Here is a 13,795-nt window from a genome sequence, read left to right as displayed (position 1 = left end):
GGGTCAGTCTGCGACGGCAAAACGGTGCCGTCGAGATTCAGCGCCTGCGTTCGACCCCCCCGTCGTCCGCGAGACCGACCGCCAGCGCCAGTCGGTCACGCCGGGGTCGGCGACGAACGTCGCGGGCGACGCGGACGCGGACGTAGACACGGACGCGGACGCACCCGCCGCCGGTTCAGTCGAGGCCGCCGAGTCGGAGTCGGTCCCGGACGCCGCGTCCGGCGACCGGTCGAACAGGTAGAGTTCGACCTGGAAGAACTGGCGGTGGAACACCTGCGTTCGCGACCCGCGCACGGCGGTCAGGACGCGTTCTCGCTCCTCGTCGGTGCCGTGGTTGAGAAACAGCCAGACTCGGTCGTGACCGACCGTCTTCTCGGCTATCTCCGCGGAGGTGTTCGCGTCGTATCCGGTTCCCGAACTCGCGCCGACGATGGTCCCGCGTTCGACGTCCTCGCGGTCGACGTAGTACGTCAGCGCGTACTCGCTTATCCGGTCCATCAGGAGGACCAAGTCGCCGGAGTGGGCGTTCTCCTCGACGACGTTCCCGGCTTCGCGCCACTCCTCTTTCTGGTCTGTCGTGTGGTAGACGCCCGTCATCGGAACGACGGCGACGACGAGGAGGGCGACGGCGGCGACCTGTAGCGATTCGCGCGGGAGGGTTCGGACGCCGAGTCCGACGAGGAGAAAGAGGCCGACGGAGGCGGCGATGACGTACCGCGGCCAGAACACGGGGACGACGAGGTAGGAGACGAGGACCGGACCGAAGAACGGGACGAGGAAGGCGACGGCGGCGAGTGCGAGTCCGTCGTCTCCGACGTCGACGCGGGCGCGGCGGAGCGTCGCGCGGAGCGACGAGTCGAAGTCCAGCGGCGTGGTCGCGTCGAAACGAACCGCCGCGAGCGTCGCGAGGGTCCCGACGAGGACGAGAACGGCGACGGAGACGGCGAGCGGAACGGTCCCGTAGCCGACGAAGAAGCGCGCGAGCGTTCCGGCGGCGAACCGCGGCGTCGGGAACGGGATGTAGAAGTAGTGCGGCAGGTCGAACACCGCACCGAGCGCGAGCAGAAACAGCGGACTCGCGAGCGTCGCGAAGCCGTACGCTCGCTGGATGCGGCGCGTCGAGAACGACCCGACTCCGCGGGGGAGGACGCGGTCCAGTCGAATCACGAGGTAGGTCACCTGAGCGGCGACGACGAACCCCCCGAAGTAGTGCGTTCCCACGAGGAGGAGACAGGAGAGCACCCACGCGGCGAGGAGTCCGCGCCGGTGTCGTGGTCGGCGTGACCGACGGTCGGCGACGGCGTGGACGAGGAGGAACGAGGCGACGACGAGAAAGACGAACAGCGCGTACATCCGCACCTCCTGCGCGTAACGGACGTGGAACGGCGACAGTGCGAGAAGCAGGGCGGCGACGAGTCCGACGGTGTGGTCGCCGATTCGACGGCCGAGGAGGTAGAGCGCCGGTATCGAGAGGACGCCGAACAGCGTCGACGGGAGTCGAAGCGCCGTCTCGGTCGTTCCGAACGCGCCGACCCACAGGTCCAACAGAACGTAGTAGAGCGGCGGATGCGGATTCACCCGCGGAATCGTGGTGAGCAGTTCACCGGCGGTCATCGACTGGACGAACGCGAGCGTGATGAGTTCGTCCGTCCAGAGACTCTCCGAGCCGATACCGTACAGACGGAGTGCCGCGCCGACGGCGACCACGGCGACGACGGGTGCCCACCTACGCCGATACATATTCACTGCCCGCTACCAGTCTGAACTACATAATTTCGAACCGGATAACCGCGGTAACCGGCGACTAACGGCCGTCTCCGTCGTCCCCGTCCCGAGTCGCTTCCGGCGATGCGGACGCGGACTGGGCCGTCGAACCGGTGGCGTCGGTGTCTGCTCGGTCCGCGTCGTCGGTGTCCGTTCCGCCGGTACCGTCGGTGACGTCGGCCGTCTCTCCCGACGAGTCTCCCGGTGAGTCTCCCGTCTCCGCTCCGGTCTCGTCGAACGACTCGGGGTCCGTGCGAAGCGGGTTTCGGTTCGGCGTCTGGTCCCGGCGAAGTTCTTCGGAGAGGAGTTCGCCGCGCGTGTGCCACGTTCGGGGGCGGCAGGCGATGACCGTCGCGGCGGTGAACGCGAGGACGACGGCGGCGGTGACGACGACGCCCGGAATCCCCCCGATAGCCGCACTCTCGGGCCAGGGGTCCGCCGAGAACGCCGTCACGCGGAGCAACCACGCGCCGTTCAACACGCCGAAGAGGGGGAGATACACCCGTCGGAGGCGGTGTGCGAGCGCTTCTTCGAAGGTTATCTTCAGCGTGGGGTTGCGGTAGTCGCGCGCGAGTTCGCTCCGCCAGTTCTCGTCCCGGAGGGGCGAGGAGGGGTCCAGACCGGGTGCCCAGACGTGTTCTTGGAGATAGCGCACGCGGGACCGCCACACGTCGTACGCGCGGTAGCGTCGGGCTTCGATGGTGAGAAAGAGGCCGACGGCGGCGTTACCGAGGAGGACGACGTAATGGGGGTTCGTCGACTGCGAGAACGCCCACGTCAACACGGCGGCCATCAGGATGACCGCCCAGTTGGTCGTCCGGTCGAGGCGTTCCCGCCAGAGCTTCATCCGGTGTATCTCGCCCCGGTAGAGGTGTGCCATCGCCGAACTCGGGCCCATGTCGACGTCGAGGAGTCCGCGTCCGACGTACGGGTCACCCGAGGGGTTCTCGGCGGGACCGGGTCTCGGCTCCGACTCGCCACTCCCCACGCCGGTAGCGCCGTCTCTGCTCTCCCTCTCGTCTCCCCGGTACTGCCCGCGACTCTCGACCATCTGTATTGCACAGTATTGTACCGAGCGTGAAAACTATTGCGTCCGTCTTTCGCCTCCGTCCCTCCGCACACCGAGTTTCCGGTGAATCGTTCGTGATAGTCGACCGGCACGCTCGCACGGGTGCAGGGGCGGAGAAGAACACGCGAGCACGCGGTGCCGCGTCTTCGGATTCGAGGATGCGGGTCGCAGGGCGCTAGTCGAGGGCTACCGCGAGTCTCGATTCGAGCGTCCCGTCGGCGACGACGCCCGCGACGGCTTCGATGTCGTCGTCTAAGCTCCGGTCTTCGGTCACCGGCGGCGACACCTCGCGGACGAGTTCGTACGCCGCCGAGGTTCCGCGGCCGTGCGCCAGCGAGTCGGAAACGAACTCCGACGCCTGCGCCGCCGTGAGGAGTTCGACGGCGACGACGGTTCGGGCGTTCTCCAGAGCCGACTTCGCGGCGTACGCGCTCGTTGCACTCATGCTCACGTGGTCCTCCTGCCCGCCGCTGACGGGCGTGTTGTCCATCGACGGCCGGCCCGTCGCGCGCATCTCGTTTATCAGTGACGCGGCGGTGTACTGCGGAATCATGAAGCCCGAGTGCAGACCGCTCTTCTCGGCGAGAAACGGCGGCAGGTGGTCCTCTTGGAGGTTCGGGTTCACCATCCGGTCGACGCGACGCTCGGAGATGGCGGCGAGTTCGGTCAGCGCGCTCACCGCGTAGTCGAGGCGGAGTGCGAGCGGTTCGCCGTGGAAGTTGCCGCCGGAGATGACGACGGCGTCGTCCGTCCCCGTCGCTCTGCTGTCCGCCTCGCTCGCGGCGAATACGAGGGGGTTGTCGGTGGCGCTGTTGAGTTCGACTTCCACCGCCTCGCGGAGGTGCGAGACGGCGTCGCGGGCGGCACCGTGAACCTGCGGGAGACAGCGCAGCGAGTAGGCGTCCTGCACCCTGTCGCAGTTGGCGTGCGACTCGACTATCTCGGAGTCCGCGGTGAGTTCGCGGACGTGTTCGGCCACCGCCGCCTGCCCGGCGTGCGGGCGGACGCGGTGGATAGCCGGGTCGCAGTTCGCCGTCGTCCCCATCGTCACCTCCGTCGTGAGCGCACCGGCGGCGTCTGCGGCCTCCAGTAGACGCTCGGCGTCGACGACGAGCAACGCGGCGATACCGGTCGTCAACTGCGTCCCGTTGATGAGCGCGAGCCCCTCCTTCGGAACCAGCGTCAACGGGTCGAGTTCGGCCATCGCGAGGGCGTCCGCGCCCGACAGACGTTCGCCGTCCACCGTCGCCTCGCCCTCACCGATGAGGACGAGTGCGAGGTGGGCCAGCGGTGCCAAATCGCCCGACGCGCCGAGGCTCCCCCGCGAGCGGACGACGGGGTGGACGCGCTCGTTCAGCATCGCGGCGAGGTGGTCGACGACGACCTCTCTGACGCCGGAGTAGCCCTTCACGAGGGCGTTGAGTCGGGTCAGGAGGAGGGCGCGGACCTCCTCGGTGTCGAGGTGTCGTCCCGCGCCCGAGGCGTGACTGCGAAGCAGGTTCGTCTGCAGGTCGGCCAGTTCCGACCCCTCGATTCGGGTGTCCACGAGTTGGCCGAACCCCGTGTTCAGCCCGTAGACGGCCTGTCCGCTGTCGACTATCTCCTCGACGCGTGCTCTGGAGGCGGCGACGTTCTCGCGGCCGCGGTCCGAGATGGACACCGTCGCACCGTGTCTCGCGACGGCTTCGACGGCCTTCGGCGTCAGCGAGTCGCCGTCGAGGGTGACGTGGTCAGTCACGGGCCACCTCCCCGCCGACGACGACGGTGTCGACGGCGTTCACGCCGAAGTTGTACGAGAGATACCGATAGCTGGGCGCGTCGAGAATCGCGCAGTCGGCGGGCGACCCGACGGTGAGTCGGCCCGCGCCCGTCTCCTCGCGTCCGACGGCCCGCGCGGCGTTCACCGTCGACGCGCCGAGTGCCTGCGCGGGCGTCAGTCCCATCTCCACGCATCCGAGCGTCATCGCGAACGGCATGCTCTGCGAGTAGCAGTTGGGGTTCAAATCCGTGGCGAGTGCGACCGGCGCGTCGCGCGCGAGGAACGTCTCGGCGTCGGCGTAGCCCGCCCCGAGACCGAACGCCGTCCCCGGGAGGAGGACGGGCGTCACCCCGGCGTCGACGAGGGCATCGACGTCCGCGGCGTCGGCGTAGAGCAGGTGGTCGGCGCTCGTCGCGCCCAGTTCCGCGGCCAACTTCGTCCCGCCGAGGTGACTCAACTCCTCGGCGTGGACCTTCGGCCGCATCCCGTACTCGCGCCCCGCTTCGAGGACGCGCCGGGACTGGTCGACCGAGAAGACGCCCTCCTCGCAGAACACGTCGCAGAACTCGGCGACGCCCTGTTCGGCGACGGCAGGAATCTGCTCGGCGACGACGTCCTCGACGTAATCGTCGGCGTCGCGGCCCGGCGGGACGGCGTGCGCGCCCATGAACGTCGGGACGACGCGAATCGGGTGGTCGGCGGCCGCCCGGTCGATGGCCGCCAGCATCCGCAGTTCCGTCTCGGTGTCGAGTCCGTACCCCGACTTCACCTCGGCCGTCGTCGTCCCGTGCGCGAGCATCACGTCCAACTCGGCCCGGAGGTTCGAGACGAGTTCCTCCGTCGTCGCCTCGCGGACGGCCTCGACGGTTCTGAGGATACCGCCGCCGTCGGCGAGAATCTCCTGATACGTCTTCCCGCGGAGTTTGGCCTCGAACTCGTCGGACCGGTCGCCCGCGAACAGCGCGTGGGTGTGCGGGTCGACGAACCCCGGCACGACGGCGCGTCCCGCGCAGTCGACGACCCGGTCCGCGTCCGATTCGGGGTACTCCGCGGTCACCTCCTCCGTCGGTCCGACGGCGACGACTCGGCCGTCCTCGACGGCGACGGCGGCGTCTTCGACGCTATCGAGACGCGCGTGGTCGGCGTACGTGACGACTTCCGACGCGTTGGCGAGCAGGAGGTCGCTCACGCCGACACCTCCGAGAGGAATCGCGCGACGGTGCGCGCGGCCGTCGCCGCGGTCAGTCCGGTGGGCGTCGGGTCCAGCGACGGCGCGCACTCGACCACCTCGAACCCGCGGACTCGGTCGTCGCCCGCGATACCGCCCGCGAGGGCGAACAGTTCCCGCGAGGAGAGACCGCCCGGCGTCGGCGCACTCACGCCGGGTGCGGCCGCCGCGTCCAACACGTCGACGTCGACGCTGACGTAGAGGCTGTCGACACCCGAGAGCGCCGTCCGAATCCGGTCGAGCGTCGCGTCGACGCCGTCGGCGACTGCGTCGGCGGTCACGACGGTTCCCCCCCGTTCGTCGAGGTAGTCGGCGTAGGCCGTGGTCGTCTCGAAGTCGCGCGCGCCGACGACGACGAGCGTCTCCAACCCCTCGTCGTGAAGTTGCCGGTAGGGCGTTCCGCTGGTCGGCCCCTCGCGGACCTCCCGGCAGTCGAGGTGCGCGTCGAAACTGACGACGCCGACGCGGTTCGCGTCCCCGTCGTCCCCGAGGAGTGGGGCGACGTTCGGGTACGTGAGGGAGTTGTCGCCGCCGAGGAACACCGGGACCGCACCGGTGTCGTACAGTTTCGCCGCCGTCTCGCGAAGCGAGTCTTGCACGTCTCGAACACTCCCGCGGGCGAGCGTCACGTCGCCGACGTCGCCGATTCGACCGACGGTGCCGGCGGGGCGTCGGCCGAACCGGTGCGTCTTCACGCCCGCCAGTGCGTCGCGGATAGCCGTCGGGCCGTCCCGCGCGCCCGGCCGCCCGATGACTGCGCCGTCGTACGGTTCGCCCACGAGGACGGCGGCGTACTCCGCCGCCGCGTCGAGCGTCGTTCCCTCGACGACGTGCCCGAACTGTTCGTCGTTCGGGTCCGCCGAGGGACCCGACCACGCGGGCGCGGGGCCGAGCGTCGTCATCGCCCCCCTCCCGCCGTCTCGTCGGCGTCTTCGGACGCGTCGCCTTCCGACGCGCCGTCGGCCGTCTCATCGACCCCCGCCGGACCCGTCTCTTCGGGTCGTATCGGGACGTGGACGCCCGACCGGTCGGCCTCGTCCAGTGCCTCGTCGTACCCGGCGTCGGCGTGACGAATCACGCCCATTCCGGGGTCGGTGGTGAACACCGCGCGCGCCTTCTCCGCGGCGAGGTCCGACCCGTCGAGGACGACGTGGTTGTTCGTGTGCAGGGAGTTGCCGATGCCGACGCCGCCGCCGTCGTGGACGCTCACGATGTCCGCGCCCGCGGCGCAGTTGAGGAGGGCGTTCAGGATGGGCCAGTCCGCGACGGCGTCCGTCCCGTCGCGCATCGCCTCCGTCTCGCGGTACGGACTGGCGACGCTCCCGGCGTCGAGGTGGTCGCGCGTGACGACGACGGGTGCCGAAATCTCCCCCTCGGCGACGAGTTCGTTGATTCGGAGGGCGAATCGAGCGCGTTCGGTCACCCCCTCCTCGTCGGTTCGAGAGCCGAGCCAACACACCCGCGAGGGGAGTCCTTGGAACTGCACTTGCTCGCGAGCGAGCCGAATCCACCGCGAGAGTCGGTCGTCGTCCGGGAACAGTTCGAGGACGGCGTCGTCGGTGCGGTGGATGTCCGCGGGGTCGCCGGAGAGCGCGACCCACCGGAACGGTCCCTTCCCCCGACAGAACAGCGGTCGGATGTACGCGGGCACGAACCCGGGGAAGTCGAACGCCGTATCGAGCCCACGGTGAGTCTCCACCTGCCCACGGAGGTTGTTACCGTACTCGAAGGCCACCGCACCCTGCTGCTGCAGGTCCAAGATGGCCTCGACGTGTCGCTCCATCGTGTTCAGACTCTCCTCGACGTACCGGTCGGGGTCCTCCTCGCGCAGGGCGTCCGCCTCCGCGACGGTGTATCCGCTCGGGTAGTAGCCTTCGAGTTCGTCGTGCGCGCTGGTCTGGTCGGTCACCACGTCCGGGACGAAGCCGCGTTCGAGCATCTCCTCCAGAACGTCCGCGGCGTTACCGTGGACGCCGACGCTGTAGGCTTCACCCGCGTTCGCCGCCTCTCGCGCTCGTTCGATGGCCTCTTCGACCGAGTCGGTCTTCTCCATGCAGTATCCCGTCTCGATGCGCCGGTCGATGCGAGACTCGTCGACTTCGGCGGCGATACAGACGCCGCCGTTCATCGTCACCGCGAGGGGTTGTGCGCCACCCATCCCGCCGAGTCCGCCGGTGACGACGATGTTCCCTCGGAGGCCCTCGCTCTCGGGGAAGTGCTGACGGCCCAGTTCCGCCAGCGTCTCGTACGTCCCCTGGAGGATGCCCTGCGTGCCGATGTACGCCCACGACCCGGCGGTCATCTGCCCGTACATCATCTTCCCCTCCGCTTCGAGTTCGTGGAAGTGTTCCCAGTCGTCCCACTTGCCGACGAGGTTGGAGTTCGCGACGAGGACGCGCGGGGCGCGTTCGTGCGTCCGGAACCGACCGACCGGTTTGCCCGACTGTACCAACAGCGTCTCGTCGTCGGCCAGCTCGCGGAGTTCGCTCAGGATGGCGTCGTATGCGTCCCACGACCGGGCCGCGCGTCCGGTCCCGCCGTAGACGACCAACCGCTCCGGCTTCTCCGCCACGTCGGGGTCGAGGTTGTTGTTCAGCATCCGGAGCGCCGCCTCCTGCCGCCAGCCTCGACACTCGATGTCGGTTCCGGTCGGAGCGCCTCGGTACCGCTGCCACTCTGCGGACGGGTCGCCCACCGTTCGCCGCCCCGCCTCGTTCGTCGTCTCGTCCATGGACCTAGTGGACGCCCGACACACATACCGAATTCACCTCCGTCCGGAGCGTGATTTATATACTCCGGCCGCGGACACCGCCACGTGTACGAGGCGACGTTCGAGATAACGGGAGACGGCGGGTACACGCTGGCGACGGCGGAGACGGACGCCGCCGTCGAACTCTGGTGTAACGAGCACTGCGACCTGTTGCACGTCCGCGGCCCGTCCGCAGACGCCGTCGTCGAACGCGTCGAACGCCTCGTCGGGGTCCGCGAACGACTCGGCAGAGACGACGAAGTCGTCCTCATCACCGACGACTGCCTCCGTCAGCGCGAGACGCGCGCCGTCGAGGCGTACCTCGTCCGCCACGACTGCCTGCTTCTGCCACCGCTTCGCTACGAACGCGGCGCGAAGGTCTGTCGCGTCCTCGCACTCGACTCGGCGTCGCTGACGGGACTGTACCGGGAACTCGTCGCCGACGGCCTCTCCGTCGACGTTCGGACGAAACGTCACGTGAACGTCGTCACGGAGGACGCCCCGTTGTCGCCGTCGCGACTCCTTCCGGACCTCAGTCCGCGACAGTACGAGGTGCTGAGACTCGCCGTCGAAGGCGGATACTACGAGATGCCGCGGCGGACGACCACCGACGAACTGGCCGCGCAGTTGGGCATCGGCCGCCGGACGGTGGCCGAACACCTCCGGCGCGCGGAGAACAAACTGGTCGTCGCGGTGTTCGAACACCTCCGCGGCCGTCGCTGAGCGCTCGGAGGCGAACGGTCGACACCGGAACGCCTGGCGCTGGAACGGCCGACAGAAAACTCGTCGAGAACGAATCGATTCGCCGCCTCTCGTCGTCGCTCGGATGGGGGGTTCGCTACTCGCTCGCTACTCGTCCGCTTCGACGGGGTCGTGGCCGCCGTCGGCCGCCAGCGACCGCCCGACGCCGACGTACGATTCGACCGCCGCAGAGAGCATCGACCGCCAGTCGTCGAACGAAGAGTGCGCGGCGACGTGGTCGTCCCACTCTCTGTCCGGGATGTTCTCGAACGATTCCTGGTCTTCGACCTCGTGACCGCACGACTGGACGAAGTCGGCGATACAGTCGCTGTCTGTATGCGCCGCCATCCACTCGTCCCCGAAGAGGTCGTCGAGCGTTACGTCTCCTCCGAGGCCACCGATTTCCCCCGAAACGGTGGCGTCGAGAGCAGGGCTTGTCTCCCGCATCGTCTCCTCGTAGCGGTTCCCCCTTCATAGCTTATGCGAATTCTCGACCCCGTATCGTGTCGTTAGTCGGATTTAACGAACGTATACGTTAGCGACATTTCCGGCGAGCGTGCGGGAGACGAAGTAAACGGGTCGTTCAGCCGGTCGTCACGATTTCGACCACGTCGCGGTGTTCGAGTTCGTGGTCCGACCCGACCTGTCGGTTCGTGTGGCAGTCGATGCCGTGCAAGAGGCCGTCTCCGATGTCCGAGTGCAGATGGTACGCGAAGTCCTCGGTGGTGGACCCCTCGGGGAGGATGAAGCAGTCGCGGAACACGCCCTTCTCGTCTTTGCTCCCGTTCGCACTCCCGGGGAAGATTGCCATCGCGCCCATCACGTCGAACAACGCCGCTTCGAGCGACCGCTGGACGCCCGCGCCGTCGTACTCGTCGAGGAAGCCGCGTATCTGTTCGAGTCCCTCCTCCTGTTCGTCACTCACGTCGCCGAGAATCTCGAACGTCGATTCGCCGGGTTCGTAGTCGACGACGCCCGCCTCGTCGGCCTTCTTCAGCGCCTTCTCCGCGTGCGCGCTCGCGGGGACGAACGTCAAGTGCTCGTAGTCGGGGTCCGACGTTATCTCCTCGAAGTTCTCCTGTGCGACGGGTTTGTCCATCTTGTTCGCCGCGATGAGCATCGGTTTCGTGCGCTTGCGAATCTCGCGGGCGATGGACTCCTTGTCCTCGTCGTCCCACTCGTCGGGGTCCAACGAGAGACCCAGACTCAGGATGACCTGCTTTATCTCGTCTTTGTTCGTCTTGAACGCCGACATCTGCTCCGCTAAGTCCTCTTCGACGTTCTTCTCCTCGCCGTTGTAGCCCGAGCGATACCGTTCGAGGCCCTTCTCCAAGATGTCGAGGTACCACATGTCGAGTTCGTCTTCGAGGAAGTCGATGTCGTCGCGCGGGTCGTGCCCCTCCGTCGCCTCGCCCTCGATGTCTGTCTCACCCGAGAAGTCGACGACGTGGACGAGGACGTCCGCCTCGTTCAGGTCGGTGAGGAACTGGTTGCCGAGTCCCTTCCCCTCGTGCGCGCCGGGGATGAGTCCGGCCACGTCGACGAGTTTCACCGGGACGAACCGCGTGCCGTCGTCGCAAAAGCCCACGGAGGGCGTGCACGTCTCGTCGAACTCGGGTGCCGCGCAGTCGACGCGGACGTACGCCTCTCCGACGGACGGGTCGATAGTCGTGAACGGGTACGCGCCCTCGGGGACGTCGTTCATCGTCGCCGCGTTGAAGAACGAAGACTTGCCGACAGAGGGCTTGCCGACGAGTCCGATCTTGTAGCTCATTGCGTCTGCGAAGTTACTCGGCGGGCAAAAGGTGTCCTATCTGGGTCGTCTCAGCGGTGTGCTGGCAGTCCACACGCCGTCTTCGAATCTCGCTCGTCGTCTCTCACCACGGAGTATTTGTCCCGCCACGCCCGAGAAGCGAGTATGACCGACCACGCTGACGCCCCCGACGACGGAGACACGTTCGGCGTCGGCATCCACGTCACCGAAGAGAACCTCCAGTTCGTCGTCCACGTCCCCTCGGACATCGACTCGGCCTGGACCGACCCGGAGGAGTTTCAGCGACTCGTCGAACGCGTCGTCTGGGACCGCCTGGAGCAACGGCCGGTGCTTCGAGCCATCGCCGCGGACTCGTCGCCCGGTGAGACGGTGACGCTCGGCCGCGTCACCCTCCGCCCGGACGGTACCGTCGTCGAAGCCGAACTCTCGCCTCCGACGACCGACGCGTGACCGACGAGGGTGACGACGCTGGCGACTCCGTCGACGACCCCGACGCCTTCGAGGCCGTCGTCGACGGCGCACTCGAACGCGCACTGCTCGCCGAGACGGACGGTCGACGCTACTTCGCGCTGGCGGGGGCCGTCGAACGCGTCCGCGAGGAGACGTTCGACCCGCAAACGGACCCGTTGACGGCCGCGCTCGTCTGTACCGCGGCCGTCGCCGCGCTGGACTCGTCTGCGCCGGTTCCGACCCGGTCGCCGCCGGAGGCGCAGGGAGAACTCGTCGCCGTCGGTGCCGCCACCGCCGCCCAACGGTTCGACGTGGCCGACGAACGGGTCGCGGCGAACGCAGGGTTGCCACTCTCCGATTTGCGAGCGCGTCTGAAAGAACAGTCGAGAGGGTCTCGATAGGAGCGCGGACCGTCGCGCATCGACACCGGAAGCCGACGATTCGGGTTCGCGGCTACTTCTTGTCCTTCTTTCCGCCCTTGTCTTTCGCGTGGTCCGGGCGGTCGTCGTCGTTCTCGTCGTCTTCGTCCTCCTCGTCTTCCGCTTCTGCTTCGCCGTCCGCGTCCTCGGTGTCGTCACCGGGTCGTTTCCGGTCGTCACGGTCTTCCTTCGCTCCGTTCTTCTTCTCCTTCGCGTGTTCCGGCGGCCCTCGTCGGTTCTCCGAATCGTCCCGTTCGGCCGTCTCGTTCTCGTCGGCGGCGTCGACTGCGTTCTTCTTGGCCTGTCCGGGGGCGTCGTCCGCGTTACCCGGGTTGTTCGCCGTCACGAAGTCCGAGATGATGCGACCCGGCGGTCCGTTGAAGCCCGCCGACCGAAGCGCGTCGACGAACCGCTTGACCGCTTGTCCGAAGTTCTTCGACTCCTCGACGAACTCGGTGCTCAGCGTCACCGTCTCGGAGGCGGTGTCGCCGTCGGCCGTCGCGGTGACGGTGACGCTCACGTTCTCCGTCGGGGCCGGAAGCGACACCGTGCCGTCCGCACCCGTCTGGTAGCTTCCCGCACCGCTGTAGTTCTCGCTGGTGACGTTCACCGTCGCGTTCTCGACGGCCTCGTCACCCCGCGCGACGGTCACGGTCACGTCCGTCGTCTGTTCGACCGACACGGCTAACGGCGCTTCGACGGCGACGAGCGTCGTCGTCTCCGTCGCCGACTCGCCGTCCGCGGCCGCGGTGAACGTCACGGTGACGTTCTCCGCGGGCGCGTCGAGTTCGACCGTGCCGTTCGCGTCCGTCCTGTAGTCGCCGTCGGCCGCGTACGTCTCGTTCTCGCTGGTGACGTTCACCGTCGCGTTCTCGACGGCGGTGCCGTTGCGTTCGACGACGACGGCGACTCGTCCGTCCGTCGCCTGCGTCGCGTCGACGGTCAGGTCGTCGTCACCCTGCAAGAGGGCCGTCGTCGTCGCAGTCGCGTTCGCGCCCACCGCGGTCACGGTGACGTTCTGCGTGTCCTCGGGTTGCGCGAGGACGACCGACCCGTTCGCGTCGGTCCGGTACGTCCCGTTACCCGCGTACGCGCGTTCGCCGCCGACCTCGACGGTCACGTTCTCCGCCGCGGTTCCGTTCGTGGTGACGACGACGAGGCCGTCGCCAGTCGCACCGTCTTGTTCGAGCGTCACGTCCAGCGTCGTCGCCGCACTCGCCGCACCCGGCATTCCCGCCGTTACGACCAGCACCGCCACGACGACCGCAAGTGAGTTGATGCGCATTACGGATTCACCATCGGACGACACACACATAATACAGAACGTCTCTGAATCCGACTATTCGACGTTTTACCCGGATTTAATTCGGGCTAAATCGGGTGTTTGAGTGCATTCAAAACGCCGAATCCGGGTTTCGTCGCTGCGAGGGCTGTTTCAGGTCTGCGTGTTCGTGAGTCGAGGCGCGGACGAGCCTACGGCTCTCCGTAGTCTGCCGTTCGAAATGGAAGACGCCCGCACGGGCGCTCCCGTGCGGGCGTCGACTATAGTATGAGTGGCAGGCGGCGAAGCAGCGTTTCCAGAGGTTCGCACACTCCAGTACTGACTGCCACGCTGGCGAGCTTAACTTCCGTGTTCGAGATGGGTACGGGTGTTGCCTCGCCGCTGTGGCCGCCTTAACGCCAACCGATGGAATCGAACCATCGTTTAAACACCAGTCGTTGGTGGTTCTTCTAACCGTATGTGTGAATGCGTGCAATCCAGTTAACGCCTGAACCCGCTTTACCGGTCCACGTGACGCGGACCGATGATGTATGAATGTGGCTATGGACTGTTAGTGCTCG

At 67.6% G+C, this 13,795-nt stretch carries 11 protein-coding genes, 1 rRNA gene and 1 pseudogene; 3 read left to right on the top strand and 10 right to left on the bottom strand.

Annotated features, from left to right (window positions below; genetic code table 11):
• Positions 1-3: 3 nt before the first annotated feature.
• The 6 genes and pseudogenes from BM282_RS11915 to hutU form a co-directional block, all read right to left on the bottom strand.
• On the bottom strand, positions 4-1,740 hold the full coding sequence (locus BM282_RS11915) for a glycosyltransferase family 39 protein (protein WP_089881224.1): 1,737 nt from the start codon (positions 1,738-1,740) through the stop codon (positions 4-6).
• 307 nt (positions 1,741-2,047) lie between these two features.
• Positions 2,048-2,815, bottom strand: a pseudogene (locus BM282_RS11910) (DUF2270 domain-containing protein); the annotation flags it as partial.
• Positions 2,816-3,008: 193 nt separating this feature from the next.
• Positions 3,009-4,571, bottom strand: a complete 1,563-nt coding sequence (gene hutH, locus BM282_RS11905) for a histidine ammonia-lyase (RefSeq protein WP_089881222.1) — start codon at positions 4,569-4,571, stop codon at positions 3,009-3,011.
• Entirely contained in the window at positions 4,564-5,781 is a 1,218-nt protein-coding gene (gene hutI, locus BM282_RS11900; RefSeq protein ID WP_089881220.1) for an imidazolonepropionase, read from the bottom strand. Before hutI ends, hutH begins: the two co-directional genes overlap by 8 nt.
• Positions 5,778-6,722: a formimidoylglutamase gene (gene hutG / locus BM282_RS11895; RefSeq protein ID WP_089881217.1), complete on the bottom strand. Its 945-nt coding sequence runs from the start codon at positions 6,720-6,722 to the stop codon at positions 5,778-5,780. The genes hutI and hutG overlap by 4 nt, the downstream gene beginning before the upstream one ends.
• Positions 6,719-8,551 (bottom strand): urocanate hydratase, encoded by a 1,833-nt coding sequence (gene hutU / locus BM282_RS11890; RefSeq protein WP_089881214.1) that lies wholly within the window; start codon positions 8,549-8,551, stop codon positions 6,719-6,721. The genes hutG and hutU overlap by 4 nt, the downstream gene beginning before the upstream one ends.
• A gap of 84 nt (positions 8,552-8,635) precedes the next feature.
• Between hutU and BM282_RS11885 the strand changes: the two genes are divergently transcribed.
• On the top strand, positions 8,636-9,292 hold the full coding sequence (locus BM282_RS11885; protein ID WP_089881211.1) for a helix-turn-helix domain-containing protein: 657 nt from the start codon (positions 8,636-8,638) through the stop codon (positions 9,290-9,292).
• 126 nt (positions 9,293-9,418) lie between these two features.
• On the opposite strand, the gene BM282_RS11880 is transcribed toward BM282_RS11885, so the two are convergent.
• Positions 9,419-9,757, bottom strand: coding sequence for a hypothetical protein (locus tag BM282_RS11880; RefSeq protein WP_089881208.1), 339 nt, complete (start codon positions 9,755-9,757; stop codon positions 9,419-9,421).
• A gap of 136 nt (positions 9,758-9,893) precedes the next feature.
• On the bottom strand, positions 9,894-11,084 hold the full coding sequence (locus BM282_RS11875) for a redox-regulated ATPase YchF (RefSeq protein ID WP_089881205.1): 1,191 nt from the start codon (positions 11,082-11,084) through the stop codon (positions 9,894-9,896).
• A 144-nt stretch (positions 11,085-11,228) separates the two neighbouring features.
• On the opposite strand from BM282_RS11875, the gene BM282_RS11870 reads away from it, so the two are divergent.
• Together BM282_RS11870 and BM282_RS11865 are read left to right on the top strand one after the other, a co-directional pair.
• Entirely contained in the window at positions 11,229-11,534 is a 306-nt protein-coding gene (locus BM282_RS11870) for a hypothetical protein (protein WP_089881203.1), read from the top strand.
• Positions 11,531-11,935 (top strand): hypothetical protein, encoded by a 405-nt coding sequence (locus BM282_RS11865; RefSeq protein ID WP_089881200.1) that lies wholly within the window; start codon positions 11,531-11,533, stop codon positions 11,933-11,935. Before BM282_RS11870 ends, BM282_RS11865 begins: the two co-directional genes overlap by 4 nt.
• Positions 11,936-11,987: 52 nt before the next feature.
• Here the strand turns inward: BM282_RS11865 and BM282_RS11860 are convergent, their stop codons facing one another.
• Entirely contained in the window at positions 11,988-13,238 is a 1,251-nt protein-coding gene (locus tag BM282_RS11860; protein ID WP_089881198.1) for a hypothetical protein, read from the bottom strand.
• Positions 13,239-13,508: 270 nt separating this feature from the next.
• Positions 13,509-13,630, bottom strand: a 5S ribosomal RNA gene (gene rrf, locus BM282_RS11855).
• Between the last annotated feature and the right edge of the window lie 165 nt (positions 13,631-13,795).

It is taken from the genome of Halogeometricum limi (assembly GCF_900115785.1).
Classification (GTDB): Archaea; Halobacteriota; Halobacteria; order Halobacteriales; family Haloferacaceae; genus Halogeometricum; species Halogeometricum limi.
Note: the sequence above shows the minus strand (reverse complement) of the source record. Positions and strands in the feature narration are given on the sequence as shown.